General features: G+C 34.7%; 18 protein-coding genes. 10 read left to right on the forward strand and 8 right to left on the reverse strand.

All coding sequences use genetic code 11. From position 1 onward, the window contains the following. The 3 genes from ACOYLP_RS04565 to ACOYLP_RS04575 form a co-directional block, all read left to right on the forward strand. A partial coding sequence (locus ACOYLP_RS04565) for a gliding motility-associated C-terminal domain-containing protein (protein ID WP_422855000.1) occupies positions 1–566 on the forward strand: 566 nt, incomplete at its 5' end. A 39-nt stretch (positions 567–605) separates the two neighbouring features. Then, on the forward strand, positions 606–1,526 hold the full coding sequence (locus tag ACOYLP_RS04570) for a PorP/SprF family type IX secretion system membrane protein (protein ID WP_422855001.1): 921 nt from the start codon (positions 606–608) through the stop codon (positions 1,524–1,526). A gap of 18 nt (positions 1,527–1,544) precedes the next feature. Continuing rightward, entirely contained in the window at positions 1,545–3,410 is a 1,866-nt protein-coding gene (locus tag ACOYLP_RS04575) for an OmpA family protein (RefSeq protein WP_422855002.1), read from the forward strand. A 356-nt stretch (positions 3,411–3,766) separates the two neighbouring features. Here the strand turns inward: ACOYLP_RS04575 and ACOYLP_RS04580 are convergent, their stop codons facing one another. The 3 genes from ACOYLP_RS04580 to ACOYLP_RS04590 are packed head-to-tail and all read right to left on the reverse strand — an operon-like array spanning position 3,767 to position 8,568. Then, positions 3,767–5,080, reverse strand: coding sequence for a DUF5689 domain-containing protein (locus tag ACOYLP_RS04580; RefSeq protein ID WP_422855003.1), 1,314 nt, complete (start codon positions 5,078–5,080; stop codon positions 3,767–3,769). A gap of 3 nt (positions 5,081–5,083) precedes the next feature. Next, on the reverse strand, positions 5,084–5,707 hold the full coding sequence (locus tag ACOYLP_RS04585; RefSeq protein WP_422855004.1) for a choice-of-anchor J domain-containing protein: 624 nt from the start codon (positions 5,705–5,707) through the stop codon (positions 5,084–5,086). An 11-nt stretch (positions 5,708–5,718) separates the two neighbouring features. After that, positions 5,719–8,568, reverse strand: coding sequence for a carboxypeptidase-like regulatory domain-containing protein (locus ACOYLP_RS04590; RefSeq protein ID WP_422855005.1), 2,850 nt, complete (start codon positions 8,566–8,568; stop codon positions 5,719–5,721). Between the two features lie 138 nt (positions 8,569–8,706). On the opposite strand from ACOYLP_RS04590, the gene ACOYLP_RS04595 reads away from it, so the two are divergent. The 3 genes from ACOYLP_RS04595 to ACOYLP_RS04605 all read left to right on the forward strand — a co-directional run bounded on the left by ACOYLP_RS04595 (position 8,707) and on the right by ACOYLP_RS04605 (position 12,179). After that, positions 8,707–9,816: an endonuclease/exonuclease/phosphatase family protein gene (locus ACOYLP_RS04595; protein WP_422855006.1), complete on the forward strand. Its 1,110-nt coding sequence runs from the start codon at positions 8,707–8,709 to the stop codon at positions 9,814–9,816. A 58-nt stretch (positions 9,817–9,874) separates the two neighbouring features. Then, a complete protein-coding gene (locus ACOYLP_RS04600; protein ID WP_422855007.1) occupies positions 9,875–10,411 on the forward strand; it encodes a 3-hydroxyanthranilate 3,4-dioxygenase in 537 nt (178 codons plus the stop codon). 214 nt (positions 10,412–10,625) lie between these two features. Then, positions 10,626–12,179 carry an aldehyde dehydrogenase family protein gene (locus ACOYLP_RS04605; RefSeq protein WP_422855008.1) on the forward strand — a complete coding sequence of 518 codons (1,554 nt, stop codon included), beginning with the start codon at positions 10,626–10,628 and terminating at the stop codon, positions 12,177–12,179. Between the two features lie 60 nt (positions 12,180–12,239). Here the strand turns inward: ACOYLP_RS04605 and ACOYLP_RS04610 are convergent, their stop codons facing one another. The 5 genes from ACOYLP_RS04610 to ACOYLP_RS04630 all read right to left on the reverse strand — a co-directional run bounded on the left by ACOYLP_RS04610 (position 12,240) and on the right by ACOYLP_RS04630 (position 16,209). Continuing rightward, positions 12,240–12,821 carry a PhnA domain-containing protein gene (locus ACOYLP_RS04610; RefSeq protein ID WP_422855009.1) on the reverse strand — a complete coding sequence of 194 codons (582 nt, stop codon included), beginning with the start codon at positions 12,819–12,821 and terminating at the stop codon, positions 12,240–12,242. 3 nt (positions 12,822–12,824) lie between these two features. Continuing rightward, complete coding sequence (locus ACOYLP_RS04615) at positions 12,825–13,319, reverse strand: DUF6646 family protein (RefSeq protein ID WP_422855010.1); 495 nt, start codon at positions 13,317–13,319, stop codon at positions 12,825–12,827. A 75-nt stretch (positions 13,320–13,394) separates the two neighbouring features. Beyond that, complete coding sequence (locus tag ACOYLP_RS04620; protein WP_422855011.1) at positions 13,395–14,123, reverse strand: metallophosphoesterase; 729 nt, start codon at positions 14,121–14,123, stop codon at positions 13,395–13,397. Next, complete coding sequence (locus ACOYLP_RS04625) at positions 14,116–15,267, reverse strand: ATP-binding protein (protein ID WP_422855012.1); 1,152 nt, start codon at positions 15,265–15,267, stop codon at positions 14,116–14,118. The genes ACOYLP_RS04620 and ACOYLP_RS04625 overlap by 8 nt, the downstream gene beginning before the upstream one ends. 75 nt (positions 15,268–15,342) lie before the next feature. Beyond that, on the reverse strand, positions 15,343–16,209 hold the full coding sequence (locus ACOYLP_RS04630; protein WP_422855013.1) for an aldo/keto reductase: 867 nt from the start codon (positions 16,207–16,209) through the stop codon (positions 15,343–15,345). Positions 16,210–16,451: 242 nt separating this feature from the next. Here ACOYLP_RS04630 and ACOYLP_RS04635 point away from each other — a divergent pair, with 242 nt between their 5' ends. The 4 genes from ACOYLP_RS04635 to ACOYLP_RS04650 all read left to right on the forward strand — a co-directional run bounded on the left by ACOYLP_RS04635 (position 16,452) and on the right by ACOYLP_RS04650 (position 21,137). Then, positions 16,452–17,456 carry an AAA family ATPase gene (locus ACOYLP_RS04635; protein ID WP_422855014.1) on the forward strand — a complete coding sequence of 335 codons (1,005 nt, stop codon included), beginning with the start codon at positions 16,452–16,454 and terminating at the stop codon, positions 17,454–17,456. 72 nt (positions 17,457–17,528) lie between these two features. Beyond that, positions 17,529–18,395: a DUF58 domain-containing protein gene (locus ACOYLP_RS04640; RefSeq protein ID WP_422855015.1), complete on the forward strand. Its 867-nt coding sequence runs from the start codon at positions 17,529–17,531 to the stop codon at positions 18,393–18,395. A gap of 112 nt (positions 18,396–18,507) precedes the next feature. Then, positions 18,508–20,139 carry a hypothetical protein gene (locus tag ACOYLP_RS04645; protein WP_422855016.1) on the forward strand — a complete coding sequence of 544 codons (1,632 nt, stop codon included), beginning with the start codon at positions 18,508–18,510 and terminating at the stop codon, positions 20,137–20,139. Further along, positions 20,136–21,137, forward strand: coding sequence for a vWA domain-containing protein (locus ACOYLP_RS04650; protein ID WP_422855017.1), 1,002 nt, complete (start codon positions 20,136–20,138; stop codon positions 21,135–21,137). Before ACOYLP_RS04645 ends, ACOYLP_RS04650 begins: the two co-directional genes overlap by 4 nt. The last annotated feature ends 198 nt before the right edge of the window (positions 21,138–21,335 follow it).

Below are 21,335 nucleotides of genomic sequence, written 5' to 3' on the forward strand. Positions count from 1 at the left end.
TGTTAAGTCAAATTAGTTTAGCTTCTTGTAATAAATCAATAACTAATACAGCTACAGTTGTAGTTAATCCTCTACCTCAAGTAGCTATTGAAGGTAGTTGTATCGGTTCTGCTTATACGCTAACTGCAAATCCAGTTAATGGTTCTTTTGATCCATTAGCAGCAACTTACTCTTGGGAAGATAGTTCAGGAAATCCAATTGGAAGTAACACACAAAGTGTAATTGTTACTCAGCAAGGCGATTATACCGTGAATGTAATTTCAGTTGGTTGTACAGGTTCTGCAATGTTTTCAGTAGATAATATAAGATGTGTTATACAAAAAGGGATTTCTGTTAACAATGATGATCTGAATGACACTTTTGACTTAACCGGATTTGATGTTAAAAAATTAACTATTTTTAACCGATTAGGAATGAAAGTTTATTCACGCAATAATTATGTTGATGAATGGGGAGGTAAATCCGATGACGGAGACGAACTACCTGACGGAACTTATTATTATGTCATTGAACAACGTTCGGGTACTGTTAAAACCGGATGGATTTATATCAATAGAGCACAATAACTTACCATATAATTTGCATTCAAAATAAAACAAAACAAAATGAAGAAAATATATTTCATTGCGATATTAGCTATAGCGATTACTGAGTTAAGAGCACAGCAAGATCCGCATTACACACAATATATGTACAATATGAGTGTGATGAATCCAGCGTATGCGGGTTCAAAAGAGAGTATGTCAGGAGGTTTCCTTTATAGAAAACAATGGGTAGAGATTGAAGGCGCTCCTACAACCGGAACATTTTTTATCCACAGTCCTGTTGGCAGAAATGTAGGGTTGGGACTTTCTGTAGTCTCTGATAAAATTGGACCTGTTGAAGAGAATAATTTTTACGCTGATTTCTCTTATACGCTTAACTTAGGTGGTGAACACAGATTAGCTTTTGGTTTAAAAGGTGGTCTTACCATGCACAAAATTGATTTTAATTTCATTTCTACAACCTTACCTGATCAAGATCCTAGTGATCCTTTTTTTAGTGGAAATCCAAACAACACCTTTTTAAATATTGGTTCAGGGGTTTTCTATTATACGGATAAATATTATGTTGCCTTTTCGGTGCCCAATATGTTAAAATCTAAATATTTGGATTTTGATGGAAGACAATACGGAACGGAAGTAATTCATTATTTCTTAACCGGAGGTTATGTGTTTGATATCAATCCTAATTTAAAATTCAAACCGTTTGCGATGATTAAATCATCAGTAAATGCACCAACATCTTTTGATGTGTCCACTAACTTTATGCTTTATGACAAGTTAGAATTAGGAGCAACTTATAGATTGGAAGACTCTTTTGGAGCGATGGTAAATTTTGCTATAACCCCAAGCTTAAGAATCGGATATGCATATGATCACATTATTTCAGATATAAATGTAGTAACGCCTGCTTCACACGAGGTAATGCTGCTATTTGATTTGAACTTCCCTAAAAAAGTATCACGTTCTCCAAGATATTTCTAACCTAAAGTATTTCTAAAAATGAAAAATCTATATATAGCATTAAGTTTTGTAGTGATCAGTATTACTGTTTCGGCACAAAATAAAAACACCAAGATAGCAGATAAACTATTCGCCCGATTTGAATATGTTGATGCTGTAAAAGAGTATCAAAAATTGATTGAAAACGGAAAAGCAGATCCTTATGTATATAAGCAATTAGCCGATGCCAATTATAATATGTTCAATTCAGCAGAAGCTATTAAATGGTATGTAAAAGCTACCGAAACACAACAGGATGCTGAAACTTATTACCGTTATGCTCAAATGTTGAAAGCGGAAGGAAAATACGATGACGCTAACAAACAAATGAGAAAATTTGCTGCTGCTGCTCCATCTGATTTGAGAGCCAAAGCGTTTAATGAAAATCCAAATTACATTCCGAGTTTATTGGATAAAACAAAGTTATTTGATGTTAAATCTTCTGAGATCAGTAGCGACAAATCTGATTTTGGAGCCGTGTTATATGACAACAGTTTGTATTTTACTAGTGCAAGAAATGGAGCAAGAAAAACCTACGGTTGGACAGAGGAGCCTTTCTTAGACATTTATAAAGCGGATTACAATACGGATGGAACTATCACAAATGCTTCGCCTGTAACGGAGTTAAATTCGAAATGGCATGATGGTCCAATAACTATTAGTGCTGATGGTAAAACGGCTTATTTTGCCAGTGAAAGTTCTAAAGAGAAACAATTTTCACCTAAAGATAAAAAGGCAAATGCCAAATACAGCCAAGTATATCTTTTTAGTGCAACTAAAAATGGAGATTCTTGGGGAACTCCTTCTTCTTTGCCATTTAATGATAAGTCATTTTCGAACAGCAATCCAAGTTTAAGTCGTGATGGTAAAACCTTGTATTTCTCTTCTAACAGAACCGGAAGTGTAGGTGGAACAGATATTTGGAAAGTGGCAGTTAATGCAGACGGAACTTATGGTGAGCCTCAAAACCTAGGTAACAAAGTAAATACCGAAGGAAATGAAAGTTTCCCTTTTATTGCTGATGATAACAAAACTTTATATTTTGCTTCAAGCGGAAAACAAGGTTTCGGCGGGTTGGACGTGTATCAAATTGATTTAACTAATGGCGAAGCTACTAATATGGGCAAGCCGGTAAATACAGAAAAAGATGATTTTGCTTTTACGTTTAACGAAGGCAAGAAAATTGGATTTTTATCTACTAATAGAAGCGGTAACGATGATATCTTTATCGTTAATCCAATTTGCGCTGTTGATGTTTTAATTGTTGTTACCAACGCTAAAACAGGTGAAATTTTAGCCAATGCAAGCGTTTCTATATTGGATGACAAGAAAAATGTTATCGCTACACAAATGTCAAATGCAAATGGCGAGGTTAGCTACAAAGTAGAATGCGACCGAGCTTATGTAGTTCAAGCTTCAAAAGATGGTTTTGAAGGCAATACTTTTGCGGTAACTAAAAGCAAAGGGCCTAAAGCCAAAGTGGACGCAGCATTACAACCTATAGATGTTATTGTGACCGAAACTGAAATAATATTAAAACCAATTTACTTTGAATATGACAAAAGTAATATCACTCAAGAAGGTGCATTTGAGTTAGACAAATTAGTTCAGGTGATGAAAAATAATGATAAAATGGTCATATTAGCTAAATCACATACCGATAGCAGAGGAAGTGATAAGTATAATTTAACGCTATCTGACAAAAGAGCAAAATCAACTGTTCAATATATAATCTCTGAAGGAATTGATGCCAACAGAATTTCTGGAAAAGGAATGGGCGAACTGGAACCAAAAGAAGTTTGCAATCCTTGTACAGAAGCACAACATGGGCTAAACAGACGTTCAGAATTCTTGATTGTGAAGTAGTATCTAAATAACTTTTTATTAATAAAAAGAGCCGTCTAGTTAATTATCTAGACGGCTCTTTTTTGATAAGTATTTATATTGAGATAAAGCTTTTGTCATAAGCAAAATTTGCTTTTCTAAATTTTTTTCCAAAAGTTTATGGGATCAAAACATTTTTAAGATTGATTATTTATTAAAATATAAATAACCTTTCACACATGATATTCATAAACTATTTATCCTGCCTAAGAACGTAAAAAGAAAAATGATAATACAAATTATTTAAACTTTTAATACCATTATAAAACTAAATACTATAACAAAAAGAGTCCCGAAAATTCGGGACTCTTTTTGTTTATAGATAATTCAAAAAAGAATTAATTCACTTTAACGTTATCAACTCTCCACTGAGATGCGCCTGCAATTGTTGATACATATTTAAAGGCGATACGCACGTTCGAATTTCCTGAATAGGGAGTTAAAGAAATATTACCAGAATCTCTCCAAGTTGTAGAAGTTGCCAATGAAGGCACTGTCAATTGAGTCCAAGTAGCAGCTGTTGGAGTTCCTGAACCAGAATAATTGGTTGAAACATAAACGGCAAGTGCTGTCCCGGAAAATGGTCTTGAAGTTTGGAACGTTAATCTTGGTGTACTTGCACCTGTTAAATCAATAGAAGGAGAAATTAACCAGTCCTCATTGTTTTGTGCTCCGCTCGCAAAACCATTCATATCTGCACAATTACCTGGATTACCATTTGCAGTATTTAAAGTCCAAACTTGAGAAGAACCTGTTACGCTAAATTTAGTCCAGTTAGGGAAGTTGGTAGTGAACGTCTCTTCAAAAAGAGGAACCACCCTTGGATTGGTTAATTTAACATCGTTTAAAGTACGAATCATGAATTGATAGGTGCTACCATATTTTGTCATAACACCTCTTACTGTTCCACTCAGTATTGGAATAGTTTCGCCTGCAAAAGTAGCATATTGGCTTACTCTAGCGATAACTGTATTTCCGTCAAAGTCAGTTAGAATGTTGTTTGTGGCTCCTCCACCTGAGTCAACAGAGAAATACGTATTCCCTGCCCAACCATCAGCAAACTGAACATTATCTATCTCAACCAATTTATTCAAATACTGATTTGATTTAGCTTGATTAATAGTTAAGTGGTTAACCAATGCATCTTCGTTCACACCTGAACATGATTTTGTAATTACGCTTTTGTATTCTGCGCCTGAGATTCTTCCCACTCCATCGTCTGCAGGATTTTCAGGTGTATCATTGTTATAAAGCGAACCTAAAACTACTGCATTAGCGTCTATTTGATAGTATCTGTTTTTCAAGTTAATAAATACTTTTCTTCCTGGGGGATATTCATTGTATAAATTATAATTATCAATAGGCATACTAAATCCTGTCAATCCATCAACAGAAACAAAAGAGATTGATTTATAGAAATTACCTCCTTCATCACTCGATACCACATAAGCTTCAATGATATCATCAGCTGTGTACTGTATATAATTTGGATACGATGGTGGTGCGGGTGTAGTTAACACCGTTACCGGTTTTGTTGCTGTTAAATCGGTACAATCACCGCTTAAATCAGGATTATTATATTCGTCACTGTTAACACATCCTGCAAAAGTTGACAAAAGTGTTAGCGATAAAAGTTTAAATATATTTTTCATAGCTTATTTATTTTCAAACAATTTAATATTATCTAACTGGAAAGTTGTTGTTTTATTACCTGCTTTGCTTCCAATGTATTTAAAGGCTATATGCACATTGTCGCTGTTGTAGTTATTGCTGCTAATATCAATAAGACCGCTATTTACAAAAACATTATCAACAGTTGGTAAAGTTGGGACTATTATTTCTGTCCATGTTGCGGAAGCTATACCTGCTGTAGTTTCATCAAAATCAGTAGATACCAATACTTTAAATTCTGCTCCATTCGAGTATCTTGATTCTAAATCAAAATTTAATGTTTCCATTTCAGTTTTTGTAAAATCTATCTTAGAGGTGATCAACCAAGTTTCATCACTAGTTCCTGCAGCCGAATAAAAGGAAGAAAACTCAGCGAATTTACTGCTGTTAAACGTTTTACATATCCATTTTCGAGTTCCTAATGTGTTATGGTTTGTCCACCCTTCAATGTTAATTGGAATTTCAGTACTTCCGCTACCAGCAGTTTGGTCTTCAAAAGTTTGTGAGAAAAATTGTTGTTTATATGGTGGAATTTCCTCATCACCTGTACAACCTATAGCCAAACCTAAGGTAAGCAATATATAGGATAGTTTAAATATTTTTTTCATAATATGTTTTTTTAAAAATTGATATAAAAATTAACAAAATATGTTCTTCCGAAACCATAGAAATATTTATGACCAAATGAAGGAGTTCCATTAGCATTATCAGCAACATAATCAGGGAAAGTGGCTTTTCTTGACTGCTCAAATCCTCCTGTTTTATATGTTACGTCAAATACGTTGTTAATAGATGCAAAGAATCCGAAAGTATCATTTCCAACTTTCCAAGATTTTCCTCCTACTAAATTTACTAAAGTAACCGGGTCAAATTTTTCTTGTCTTAATGCTTTTCTAACTGCTGCTTCTGTAGCTCCATCAAATCCAATTCCTGTGTTTGGATCTGCAATTACAAAGTTCGTAGTTCTTGTAACATTAGAAATATCAATGTAAGTATCTGCCAAATAATTCGCATTAGCACCAATCCACCAGAACTTTGGATCTCTGTATTCTAAACCTATAGAATAAGCCTGTTGTGGCGCACCAGATATACGATACCCTTTCAAATAACTTGGCCCAAAATCTGTAATTGGACTAGTATTTGTTAATGTCGCTTGTGCATCATCGTTGATTTTTAAGTTAGGATTGTTATCGTATTTGTATTCTGCATACGAAGCGGCGCCTGTTACTTTAATTGTCGATGTTATTTGATATTCCATACCAAATTCTCCACCAATATTCTTTTTGTTGATTCCTGTTACGATTTCATTAATAAATGAATCTTCATTACCGTCTCCTACTACATCTGTATCAAACAAACCTTCTCCATAGAAGAAAGAAACTTTTGAAGAGTTCATTATTTTACTGTAATATCCTGTAATCCTTGCTTTGAATTTAGGTGCCTTAAAAATGTAACTTGCGTCAGCACTGATAATATTTTCACTTGTTAAATCTGGAGTAACGTTATTGTTTAAACGCGCATTAGAAAAAACATTTCTTAATGTAGGTGCCTTAGTATAATATGCGCCATTAAAATCAAAATAACTTCTTCCGCTTACTTTATAAGTCAAACCTCCTTTAAATCCGAAGTTCTCATAAATTTTAGAACCGCTTTTACCGTAAGAATTATTAGCATAGATTCCATTTCTATATAATCCCTCTCTTTGATACTCTGATCGTGAAAATGATTCAGCCAAATAGAAATCAATTTTTTTATAGGTAAACTTAAATTGTGTAAAAGCATCAAAAGTAGTCGCGTATAAATTGTAATTGTAACCATACTCATCTCCTTTACCAACTCTTCTTCCAGGATTAAATAAGTCTGATTGACCAGCATCACCTTGATAAAATGGATCAACATCCTCAAAATAAAGACCTCCTAATAAATCTGTTAGTAATTGGTAGTTATGTGATTTTAATCTTTTAAAACTAACACCACCATTCATGAATATGTTGTCTGACAATTTAGTATTGATAATTGAATTTGCAGCCCATAGCTTATCATCTGTTCTATCTTCATAAAGGGCATATTTGGCTTTTGCTGGTTGACGCCCAATTTCATTCCCAGAAGAATCATATATTGGGGTAGTGTTGGCACTATACATAGCATTCCAATCAATTTGTCCATCTGCTAAAAAGTTTACTCTTGCTGCATCTGCGTTTGGATTAGTAAGAATAGGATTCCCATTTCCATCCACACCAGGCACATATGAACTTGGTTGATTTAAAAAGTAACTTGGTAAGTTTCTGTAATAAGTTGGATCTGGGCTGTTAGCTGTTTGATAATCCAATCTGCTGTTTCCAATGTGCCCAACTTGATATGATACGCTTGTATTTAAGTTTGTATTATCTGACATTTTCCAATAATGTGTCAGCATGTTTAATGGCTCTTCAATATCTTTATCTCTTGAATTTCTTTTTCTTCCATTCTGCCATCCCCAATATGAGTTGTACCGAAATCCTTTAAGATTATTTACCTCTTCGGTATTAGGAGATGATTTCCCCCTCCTGTTTTGAGCAAAGATTGAAGTAAAATTTAAAGAGTGCCTGCTATTAATTTTCTTTTCAACACTCGCAAATAATGAATTGGCACTGTAATCTGTACCTTCAAAATAACCTTCTTGTGCCCATCTTCTTGATGCGGAAACTACAAACGCCCATCCATTTGTATTCATACCGGAAGCATATGTTCCCATTGATCTCCAACTATAATTGGTGTTCGTTCCAGAAAAGGATACTCTTGCACCTCTTCTGTAAATAGAAGCTCTTGTATTGATTTCTTGAGTTCCTAAAATACCTCCAAAAGTATAATCTGATGGAGCTGAACCAGATGTAAACTCTTGGTTTCTTGTTGCGTCATTTAGTCCTCCCCAATTACCAAATTGAGGTCTTCCATCATATATTTTATTCATTGAGATACCATTAATCATGGTATTCCCATACTCATTATCAAGTCCTCTTATTTTAAAACGTGCCTGACCCCAATTAAATGCAGCTGTTTGTTGAAATACATCTCTCGAAGCCTGCAATAAGCCAGAAGTGTTTTCAGAACCACTATTATCATCTTCTAAGTCATTGTCAGTAATGGTTACAAGACTTAATTGTTGTTCAGAAGTAACATCTTCATCCATAACAATGATTCCCAGGTCTAACACTTTACCTGCTTCAACTTCAACAGTCAAAAGTTGATCTTTATAACCAGCTGTTTTAATTTGCAGTAATTGACTGCCTTTTGATACTTCCGTAAAAACAAAAACACCAGCGCCATTTGTTAAAGATGTTAAACTAGTGTTCTGAATAGAAGCTACAACGTTTTGTAATGGCTTTTGCGTTTTAGAATCAACCACTTTTCCTGTAATTTCGGTCGTGGTTTGTGCAAAACCAAAAAACACTTGCATCACAAAAAAAGTACTAATAACAAGTTTTTTCATAAATTAAATTAAATTAAATTTTCTTTCGTTAAGTGTTAATAAAAACTTAACAGCCGACAAATGTACATCTTTTAATAATATTATCTACTTTTGGCTCAAAGTTTTTAAAAACTTGAAAATTAATTAATATCTGTTTTTATGAGAATTAAAAAAATAATAGCGCTTTTCTTTGTTTTTTCCGCAGTTTTTTGTGCAAATGCACAGTCAAAAAAATATATAATGCATACAGTTGCATTCTATAACTTCGAAAACCTATTCGACACCATCAATGGGCCAAATAATGATGAAGAATGGCTGCCTAACGGAGTTCAGAATTGGACTTCAGAAAAATACCGTCAAAAATTACATAATTTAGCAAAAGTTCTTAACCAAATAGGAACCAATGAGCTGCAAAAAGAATCTCCGGTGCTAATTGGCGGTGCCGAAATCGAAAACCGTGTCGTGCTTGAAGACCTTATAAAAGAACCGGGATTAATAGAAAAAGATTACGGAATTGTTCATTTTGATTCTCCAGATAAAAGAGGAATTGATGTGGCATTGCTGTATCAAAAAAAACACTTCAAACCTACAAGTTTCAAAAACATCCCTTTATTGATTTATAAAAATCAACTGAATGCCAATACTAAAGAAAAAAATTCCTCAGACGACTCTTCTGACGATAAATCAGAAATTGATAAAGATTTAGATCGTGTATATACTCGTGATCAACTTTTAGTAACTGGTTTCCTGGATGGTGAAGAAATAAATATTATAGTTAACCACTGGCCATCCCGTTCCGGAGGTGAAAAGAAAAGTTCACCTTTCCGTGAAGCTGCAGGCAGATTAAACCGTAAAATAATGGACTCTATTTACAAAATCAATCCCTATGCGAAAATTATGACCATGGGCGATTTAAATGATGGCTCTTATAATAAAAGTGTAAAAGAAGGTATTGGTGCAAAACGAAAAAAAGAAGAAGTAAAAGAATTTGGAATTTATAATCCTTTTGAAGAAATGTTCTACAAAGGAAACGCAACGCTTTTCTATAGAGATGCAGGAGATATTTTTGATCAAATCATGGTGTCAGAAACCTTAATTCAAAAAGACACTTCTTCTTTCCGTTACTGGAAAGCAGGTATCTATAACAAACCCTTCATGATTACAACAGTTGGGCAATATAAAGGATATCCTCTAAGGCATGGTGCTAATGAAATTGGCTATAGTGACCACTTTCCGGTTTATATTTATCTGATAAAAGAAAGTAAATAAGTAAAGTCCCGATTTGTCGGGATTTTTTATTTTGTAACTTTACCTAAACTTTTTTCTCATGGCTATACTAAAACCATTCAATCTTAATAAATGGATAGACGAAAATCGTCATTTGCTAAAACCACCTGTTGGTAATAAAAACATTTATATTGATTCCGAAGATTATATCGTAATGATTGTGGCTGGTCCAAACGCCCGTAAAGACTATCACTACAACGAAACTGAAGAATTGTTCTACCAACTCGAAGGCGAAATCACTGTCTATGTACAAGACAATGGCGAGAAAAAAGCAATGAAACTTACAGCCGGTGATATGTATTTGCATCCGGCAAAAAGACCACATTCACCTAACCGAAGTGAAGGCTCCATTGGTTTGGTAATCGAACAAAAACGAGCTGGCTCAAATGCAAAAGACGGCTTGCTTTGGTTTTGCGAAAATTGCAACCACAAACTTTATGATGTCTATTTTCCGCTAACCGACATCGAAAAAGATTTCCTAAAACATTTCGAACATTTCTATAATTCAAAAGAACTACGAACATGTACTAAATGTGGAACTGTAATGGAAAGTGATCCACGATTTACAGTAAAATAATTTTTTCTTATTATAAGCAAACGTTGATTTTATTTCTGGAAACATACTCCCGCTATCCGCGCTACACGGTAGCTTGCTTCTATCGGGGCTAATAAGACAGAATGTGGTCTTTACTCTATTTTCTATATTCTATTTTCTAACTCCCTTCTATTTATTTTAAAACCACTATTTTTGCCTTGAAATTCAAAACAAACTAATAAACTTATATAAAACAATGTCAACAATTGCAAAACAATTCGGCATGACCGAAGCGCTGGAAATACTAGGAGTAAAAGCTATAAACGAAGGAACTTCAACTGGAAACAACTGGTTTTCAAACGGAGAGGTTTTCGAATCACATTCCCCAGTTGATGGACAACTAATCGGAAAAGTAAAAGCTTCAAAACCAGCTGATTATGAAAAAGTAATGCAATCTGCAACTGAAGCTTTCAAAACATTTAAACTAATGCCCGCGCCACAACGTGGTGAAATTGTGCGTCAGTTTGGTGAAAAATTACGCAAAAATAAAGAAGCTTTAGGGAAATTGGTTTCTTATGAAATGGGAAAATCATTGCAAGAAGGTTACGGAGAAGTTCAGGAAATGATTGATATCTGCGATTTTGCCGTTGGTCTTTCCCGTCAATTACACGGATTAACCATGCACTCGGAACGTCCAGGACACCGTATGTATGAACAATATCATCCATTGGGAATTGTTGGAATCATTTCGGCATTTAACTTTCCTGTTGCTGTTTGGGCTTGGAATACAGCGCTAGCATGGATTTGTGGAGATGTTTGTGTTTGGAAACCATCCGAAAAAACGCCTTTATGCGGAATCGCATGTCAAAATATAATTGCAGAAGTATTAAAAGAAAACAATCTTCCCGAAGGAATTTCATGCTTAATCAATGGCGATTATAAAGTAGGTGAATTAATGACGCACGACAACAGAATTCCATTAGTTTCTGCAACAGGCTCAACACGTATGGGTAAAATTGTTGCCCAAGCTTGTGCCGCACGATTAGGAAAATCGTTATTGGAACTTGGCGGAAACAACGCTATTATTGTAACTCCTGATGCTGATATTAAAATGACAGTAATCGGTGCCGTTTTTGGCGCTGTTGGAACGGCAGGTCAACGTTGCACTTCAACGCGAAGATTAATTATACACGAAAGTATTTATGATAAAGTAAGAGATGCCATCGTTGGTGCATATGGCCAATTACGAATCGGGAATCCATTAGACCAAAACAATCACGTTGGACCACTTATCGATAAACAAGCAGTTGAAATGTATAACAATGCCTTAGCAAAAGTGGTTGCCGAAGGCGGAAAAATCTTGGTTGAAGGTGGTGTGCTGAATGGTGCGGGATACGAAAGTGGCTGCTATGTAAAACCAGCTATTGCTGAAGCTGATAACTCTTTTGAAATTGTACAACACGAAACCTTTGCACCAGTTTTATATTTATTAAAATATTCTGGCGATGTTCACGATGCTATTGCCATTCAAAACGGTGTTGCCCAAGGGTTGTCATCAGCTATCATGACTAATAATCTTCGCGAAGCAGAAGCATTTTTATCTGTTGCAGGCTCCGATTGTGGAATTGCCAATGTAAATATCGGAACTTCCGGTGCTGAAATTGGTGGTGCTTTTGGTGGTGAAAAGGAAACTGGTGGTGGTCGTGAATCAGGTTCTGATGCTTGGAAAGTGTATATGAGAAGACAAACGAATACAATCAATTATACGACCAGTTTGCCTTTGGCACAGGGAATTAAATTTGATTTGTAGATGATTTAGAATAAGAGATAAAGAAAAGCGTTCCTAAATCGGAACGCTTTTTTTATGCTTTTACTTTGTCTTCTTGACATACTGCGTCAAAATAACAATCTGCTGTCCTTCGACTCTGCCTTCAATTTGATCGGCATTGTCCCAAACCAATTTGATGTTGTGAACCGCTGCACCTCGCTTTGCGGTGAAGTTGGCTCCTTTAACATCTAAGTCTTTAATCAAAACTACAGAATCGCCATCTTTAAGAATATTACCATTAACATCCTTATGAACTATTTTGCCTTCGTCATCTTCTCCTTCTCCAGTAGCACCCGCCCAAACTAAGGTTTCTTCATCAAGATACATCATGTCTAACAAATCCTGTGGCCAGCCTTCCGCGCGCAATCTGTTTAACATTCGCCATGCAACAACTTGTACAGGTTTGTTTTCATTCCACATGCTATCGCTAAGACATCTCCAATGATTTGGGTCTGTAGGTGTTGTGTTTTCTATTTGATTTTTGCAAGTGAGGCAAACCAATACAGAGTTATCCAATGATATAGATTCCTCTTTTGTTAAATGGATCCTTAAATCATCTTTTGATCCACATAATTCACATTTTGAGTCGCTTCTTTCGTTTAATCTTTGGTCAATTACACTCATGTCTTATAAATTAAAAGATGCTCCTATTTGAAATACGAATTGGTTATTATATTCTTCAAATCCTTGTACGTTTGAATCATATCTTGCTAATGGAACTCCGGCTTCTGTATAAACTCCAAATCCTTCTGTAAAGAAATACCTAAAACCAAAATGGGCACCAAAATTTCTTGTTCCTAAATTTAATCCGGGATAAATATCCATTGCCTTATCCAATTTGAAAACGTTTCCTAAATTAGCATTGAAACGAACTTTTACATCAGCTCTGTCTTCAAATTTAGGTTTGACTCCAGCAACTTCATCCACTGAAAGCAAGTAGGAGGCAACAAAACCATAGGACATGTTTTCTCCAATACCAAAATCTGAAGAAACATTAATTCCGGTTCCATGATCTTGAATGTTCATTCCTACTTGTGCTTTAATATCACCTTTCCCTTTGTAAGCTTGTGCATTTGTCAATGTTACTATAATGACTGCCACTATTGTGCTTATTTTTTTCATCTTTTTTTAATTTGATTGCAAATATAGAGATTTCAATTTGTGAATGAGACCAATCTCATATTAACTGGTAAAGATTTAATTTCTCCCTTTTTCATTAAAATACAATTCGTTTAATGGTTCACTTTGCCAAAATTCTTTAGTGTCAATATCCATAATAGTTAGTGGTCCTTTAAAGGCTGCGCCAGTATCTAAATTCCATACACACGCTTTTTGAATTGGAATTGTTTTTCCTATTCTGGTTACGGGTGTATGACCAATATATATTTCATTATAAAGTGTCAACCTTCTTGGGTAAAATAAACTGTCTTTAGGGATAGATGTGTCTAATGATAAAGCCGTTTCCCATAGTGTTCTGTCCCAATAAAAGAGTTTTGGAAAATATTCATATGCTATACCATTCATATTGGTAAACCCCCCATGAATAAATAATCGATTCTGCTCATCTAAATAATAATTCTGTAAATTCTTAAGAAAGAGGATGTGCTTTTGCTTTGTTTCAAAATCTACATTTGTGTAAGCCAATACTGTTGCTTCTCCACCATGTTGGTACCATTGCAAATTATCTTTACTGCTTTCTAACCATTCTAATAACAATTCATCATGATTGCCCCTGATGAAAACACAATTGTTTTTGGTATTTAATGCAATCAAAAAATCCAAAACCTTTGGCGACTCGCTCCAACCATCAACAAAATCCCCAAGGAAAATCAACTTGTCCTTTTGACTTACATTTGCCCTTTCAAACAGTTGATGCAACGGCCTTAAACCTCCATGAATGTCTCCTATGACTAATGTTCTACTCATCCTTATTGTTGTATTTCATTTTTCTTAAAATGCGCATCGCTTCCTTAAAACTAAGATAAATCGTGCTGTTTTTTTGAGCTTTTAAAAGCGATTTGGCTTCAATTAATTTATGTTTGGCATCCTCAAACCCATTCAAATAACAAATCATTAAAGTAGAAGGAAGGTTCTCTAAATCTTTTACTTCTCTGTCAGAAATAGTAATCCCTTTATTTAACTTATCTAGCAATGCAAGATTAGAATTATAGATATGATGTAGCATTTTTTTATTAAATGCCGGTGGTTCAAAAAGCATTTCATTTTCTATTTTATAATAACCATTGTCAAAAAAAGAAATCTTTTGCTGTTCAAGTGGGTAATAACTTGTTTTATCATTCAATCCCAATGGGACGTGTTCTATTATCGTAAAACTTTGTTCATCAAATTCAATAGTAACGACATCAAGCGCTGAGTAAAATAGTTTTACTTGTTCGTTAATTAATTCAATATCTACTCGTGAAAGATAGGTAGTTTCTCTTATTCTTTTAGGGTTCCCAGCCCAACAAATCACAAACAATTCTTTGAAAACATTATATTTTGACGTCATGTCTTTGTGTCGATTATTCATAAAATCAATTACGCCGTCCAAAGTATAGGCTATGCTGTTTCTCGAACTGTTTTCGATGCTGATAACGGTTTCGATATTTAGTTTAGAATAGGGAATCTTATCTTCCGTTGGCATAGAATTACTTCCAACTCGAACAAAAACTGTATTGGCCAAAATAGTATGAATGTTTTTTTTGAAAAAAGACACCTTATGTTTTGGCTTAATTGTAACCAAACCCACCACTCTGTCTTTAGGCAAGTTAGGAAATGGCACATTTTCATATTGAATTTTTGGTGGATTTTCTAAATAGGCATTCACCAAATTCTGAATCCTACTGTCGTCAAAAAAATCATCCCCAACAATTTGATTGTCTTGATCTTCAACCCCCACAACAATATAAGAATTATTTGAAGGATTAGAATTAGAAAGCGCGCAAATATGTTTCAAAAACTTGCCTTTACCTTCTTTAGTATGTAAATTTAACTGCCGTTTTTTATCATAAAAACTGCACTCATCATTGTGAGCGAGTAGGTTTTTTATGAGAAGGCGTTTGTTTATCATTCTAGGTACGATTTACGAGGTACAAAGTACGAAGTAAATTAAAAACTTCGTGCCTCGTACTTCTAACTTCGTAAATTAAGGAACCTTATTTCCCATGCTTTCGGTCCAAATGGCAAACCAGTCGAGTGTGTCCAAATCCATTTCAACTGCTTTCATCAATGCCTGAATTCGGGCAATATTTACTGTTCCCGCTACCGGGATGATATTCGCCGGATGTTTCAAAACCCATGCTAACAAAATAGTATCAGAACCTAAATGGTATTTATCAACCAATTGAACTAATAATTTTTTTAGTCTTCTAGTTTGCTCTATGTCTTCTCTGAAAACTGTTCCAAGCGGATTCCAGGACATTGGGCGAATGTTGTGCAACTGCATATAATCAAGACTTCCGTCTAACATCGCTTCGTGATGCGTTGCTGAAAACTGGACTTGGTTATAGTCTATCGCTATTTTTTGGCGAATCAATTCCGTTTGAGAAGCCGTAAAATTGGAAACTCCAAAGTCAATTATTTTACCTTCTTTTTTTAATTTGGTGACCGCTTCTGCTATTTCATCGGCAACCATTAAAGGACTTGGTCGATGCAATAATAACACATCCAAATAATCGGTCTGCAGATTTTTTAATGAATTTTCTGCTGACCAAATAATATAGTCTTTAGAATATTCATAATGTTTAATTGTATTATTTCTGCCATTTACATGTTGAATACCACACTTCGATATAAATTGAATCTTGTCTCGGTCGATTTTACTTTGGCCAAATGCTCTACCAAAATCGGTTTCAGTAGTGTAATTTCCATAGATATCTGCATGATCAAAACTCGTGATCTGATTTTCGAAACAAATATTAATTATATGCTCCATTTCTGAAGTCGAAAGATTTTTGTCCCAAACTCCCCAATTCATGGTTCCAGCAACGATGGGCGATAATTTTGTTTTCATTTTAATTCTTTTAGGTATGTTGAAGTATATTTTTGAATTTCGAAAAATTTATTATTTTCAACAAGAAAATTTCCGAAAACAGATTAGGTCTTAAAATTATAAAAAGAAAATCATAAATCATCCTTAAAATAGGGATGTTTTAGAAAGTTTTAACGCATTATTAACATCTCGTAATGGATAAAATTTTCACTTTTGAAATGTTAAAATTATAACTGTCACACATTAGTATAAATAGAGTAACTATGGAAGAAAATGGTACTGCTTTAGACATTAGAGCAATTAATGAAAAAATTGAAAGAGAAAGTGCTTTTATCGACTTGCTGACTATGGAAATGAACAAGGTTATTGTTGGTCAGAAACATATGGTAGAACGATTATTAATTGGGCTTTTAGGTCAAGGTCATATTCTACTAGAAGGTGTTCCGGGACTGGCAAAAACCTTAGCTATAAATACTTTATCACAAGCTGTTCACGGAAGTTTTAGCCGCATTCAGTTTACACCCGATTTATTACCTGCTGATGTTGTTGGAACAATGATTTACAACATTAAAGCCAACGAATTTTCTATTAAAAAAGGACCGATTTTCGCTAATTTTGTTCTTGCCGATGAGATTAACCGTGCTCCTGCAAAAGTTCAATCGGCGTTGCTTGAAGCGATGCAAGAAAAACAAGTTACCATTGGTGATACCACATTCAAATTAGACAGACCATTTTTAGTTTTGGCAACCCAAAATCCAATTGAGCAGGAAGGAACTTACCCGTTACCGGAAGCGCAAGTCGATCGTTTCATGCTAAAAACCGTTATTGATTATCCTAAAATTGATGAAGAGCGAATGGTAATTCGTCAGAATTTAAAAGGGTCTTATGAAAAAGTAAATCCTGTGGTTACTATTGAACAAATTCTAAAAGCACAAGAAGCGGTTCGTGAAGTATATATGGATGAAAAAATCGAAAAATATATTTTAGATATTATTTTTGCTACTCGTAATCCTGAAAAATACAAACTAGAAAGTTTAAAACCACTTATCGGTTTTGGAGCTTCTCCTCGTGGAAGTATCAATTTAGCGAATGCTGCAAAATGTTATGCTTTCATCAAACGCCGTGGATATGTAATTCCTGAAGACGTTCGTGCCGTGGTTCACGATGTATTGCGTCACAGAATAGGTGTTACGTATGAAGCAGAAGCAGAAAATATAACTTCTGTTGACATCATCAACAAAATCGTTAACGAAATTGAAGTGCCTTAAAAGTAATTAGGCAAAAGCCATCAGCCATTAGTAAAACTTCTGCCTGTTGCCTATTGCCCATTGCCTCTAAAAATGGAAACCAAAGATCTAATCAAAAAAGTTCGTAAAATCGAAATCAAAACCAGAAGACTGAGTGATCATATCTTCTCGGGCGAATACCATACGTCGTTTAAAGGACGAGGTATGACATTTTCGGAAGTGCGTCAGTACCAATTTGGCGACGATATTCGCGCTATCGATTGGAACGTAACCGCGCGTTACAACGAACCTTATGTAAAAGTTTTTGAGGAAGAGCGTGAATTGACCATGATGCTTATGGTTGATATTTCGGGTTCTGAAAGTTTTGGTACTAAAAACCAACCTAAAAGTGAAATTGTTACTGAAATAGCAGCAACAATGGCGTTTTCAGCCACACAGAATAATGATAAAATTGGTTTGATTTTATTCACTGATCAAATTGAATTATACATCCCACCAAAAAAAGGGAAATCACACGTGTTGAGAATCATCCGTGAACTCATCGAATTCCAACCCAAAAGTAAAAAAACAGATTTATCGCAAGCATTGAAATTTCTCTCTAGTACGCAGAAAAAGAAAGCTATTGTATTTGTGATTTCGGATTTTATAGTTGATGACGATTACGAGAAAACCTTGAAAATTGCCGGGAAAAAACATGATATTACGGGCGTACGTGTGTATGACATACGTGAAGAAAAAATGCCAAATATCGGAATGGTAGAAATGGAAGATGCCGAAACAGGCGAGGTTTTAGTGGTGAATACAGGTTCCAAAAAAGCACGTTTGAGTTATGAAAATCAATACCAAGACAAAGTAAATTATTTTAAAGATATTTTTTCAAAATGTGGTTCAGGAACCGTCAATACGCGTGTTGACGAAAGTTATGTGACAAAATTATTGGGTTATTTTAAATCGAGATAAAAAATTTAACCGCTTAGAACGCAGAGAAGGCGCAATGTTCGCACAGCTTTCGAATTGAACTTAGCGATCTTTGCGAAAAACTTAGCACACTTTGCGGTTAAGAAAAACAAAAATGAGAATAAAACTATACATATTATTTTTTCTTTTATCGACTTCGCTTTTTGCTCAAAAGGTGAAGACTTCTGTGAATGTTACTAAAAACAAAATCGGAGCCGAATTCAAATTAACTTTAAAAACCGATGTCGATACATTATCCAAAGTAATATTCCCTGAAGCTAAGAATTTCGGTGCTTTAGAAGTAATTAATTCCTATAAAATTGACACGGTAAGAAATGGCGCGCGATATGAATTAATCAAAAAATACGGTTTAACGCAATTCGATAGCGGAAAATATACCATACAAAGAATTCCAGTTCTAATCAATGGAAAACCTGTTTTTTCAGACAGCATCAAAGTAGAAGTGAATGATGTAATAGTCGATACACTAAAGCAAAAGATGTATGACATCAAAGATATCGCAGAAGTTGAAAGTCCGATAGGAAATTGGTGGATTTACCTTTTAATCTTCTTTGCCATAGGGATTGCTGGTTATTTTATTTATCAATTCATCAAAAAAAGACAAAACCAACCAAAAGCTGAAGTGATTGTTTTTAAATCGCCTATCGAAAAAGCAACAACTTTATTACAACAATTAGAAAACAAAGAACTTTGGCAAAAAGGAGAAATCAAAGATTATTATTCGGAACTAACCGATATTGCTCGTAATTACATCGAGGAAGAAATTAATATTCCGGCCATGGAAAGCACAACTTCGGAACTGATTGAAGGATTGCGAAAAGCTTCAAAACAAAAGAAACTAAAACTCTCGAACGAAACTGTAGAAAATCTGGAAAAAGTTTTAAAACAAGCAGATTTGGTAAAATTTGCCAAGGTAAAACCGCTTGATTTTGAAATTGAAGAAGATAAAAAACGTATTTCAAATTCTATCGTAATCATTCATAAATCAATTCCGGAAGTTGTAGAAAATGATGATGAACTGGCATTATGGAACGAACAACAAAAAGAATTAGCACGTTTACAAAAACTCAAAAAACAAAAGCGCGTTCGAATTATTTCGACTATCGGAATCCTATTGGGAATGTTGCTGCTTTTTGTTTTAGGTTTAATATATTTCAAAGGATTTGATTATGTAAAAGATAATTTCCTCGGTCATCCAACGAAAGATTTAGTCGAAGGACAATGGATATATAGTGAATACGGAAATCCCGGCGTAAGAGTCGAAACTCCAAAAGTATTAAAGCGAATTGACGTCACAAAAACACTTCCAAAAGATGCTATGGCGTTAATTAAGGAAATGCAAACTTTTGGATACGGAAGCTTGTTGGAAGATTTTTATATCGCAGTTTCAACAGTTACATACAAACAGCCAACGCAAATGGATTTGGATAAAACAGCTGAAGGCTACCTGAAAATTATGGAAACTCAAGGCGCACAAAACATCATTGTCAAAACCGAAGATTTTGATACGCAAAAAGGAATTTCGGGTAAAAAAGCTTATGGAACTATGTCTGTTCTAGATAAGATAAAGGGCAAGTCGACAAAAATGTATTACGAACTAGTGCTTTTCAGTCAAAATAGCGGCTTGCAAACGATTTTGGTTATGCATCGAGAAGACGATAAATACGGACAACAAATTGCCGAAAGAATGTTGAACTCAGTCGAATTACAAACAGCAGAACAATGAAAGAGGTAAGCTTTTTAAATCCCGAGTTTTTCTGGCTGTTTTTATTACTTCCAGCAATTGTCTTATGGCAATTATGGAAAAGGAAGCAGCAATCACCAACTTTGAAAATAAGTTCGGTCAAAGGTTTCAAAGCACAAAAATCGTTGTTAGCCAAACTAAAACAGTTCTTATTTGTATTGCGATTATTGGCATTGAGTTCGTTGATTATTGCCATGGCTCGACCAAGAAAAGTGGATATCAGCAGTCAAACCAAATCGACTAAAGGAATTGACATTGTTATGGCAATTGACGTTTCGGGAAGTATGTTGGCAAAAGATTTAAAGCCAAACCGAATGGAAGCTCTGAAAAAAGTAGCCGAAAACTTCGTTGAAGGACGACCAAATGATCGAATCGGAATTGTAGTTTATGCTTCTGAAGCTTATACTAAAACGCCTGTTACAAGCGATAAAGCGATTATTCAAGAAGCAATTCAAAGTATTAAATATGACAATGTTTTGCAGGACGGAACCGGAATCGGAATGGGATTGACCACAGCTGTTAATCGTTTGAAAGACAGTAAAGCCAAAAGCAAAGTGATTATTCTTTTGACTGATGGGGTGAATAACGCAGGTTTTATTGAGCCGGAAACAGCTTCCCAAATTGCCCGTGAGTACGGAATAAAAGTATATACCATCGGAATTGGAACCAATGGCAACGCGATGTTCCCGTATGCTTATGCTCCAAATGGCGGCTTTTTATTCCGAATGATGCCGGTTGAAATTGATGTGAATTTATTACAAACAATCGCCAGAAATACCGGCGGAAAATATTTCAGAGCCAGTAGCAATAGTAAATTGGAATCAATTTATAAGGAAATTAACAAACTGGAAACTACTGAAATTCAAGAGCTGAAGTTTTATGATTATGATGAAAAATACAGATTATTTGTTTGGATTGCTGGGATTTTAGTTTTGATAGAATTTGGTTTGCGAAACACAATTTATAGAAGCTTTATATAAAAATTTAAATAAAAAGAACACGAAGAAGGCACAAAGCTCACGATGTTCTAATTAATATTCTTTGTGCACTTAGTGAAAAAACTTAGTGCGCTTAGTGGTTAATAAAGAATTTAAGAGAGGTCTTATATAAAAAGTTTAAACACAAAGAACACGAAGAAGGCACAAAGCTCACGATGTTCTAATTAATATTCTTTGTGC

Source organism: Flavobacterium sp., from assembly GCF_049318325.1.
Lineage (GTDB): Bacteria > Bacteroidota > Bacteroidia > Flavobacteriales > Flavobacteriaceae > Flavobacterium.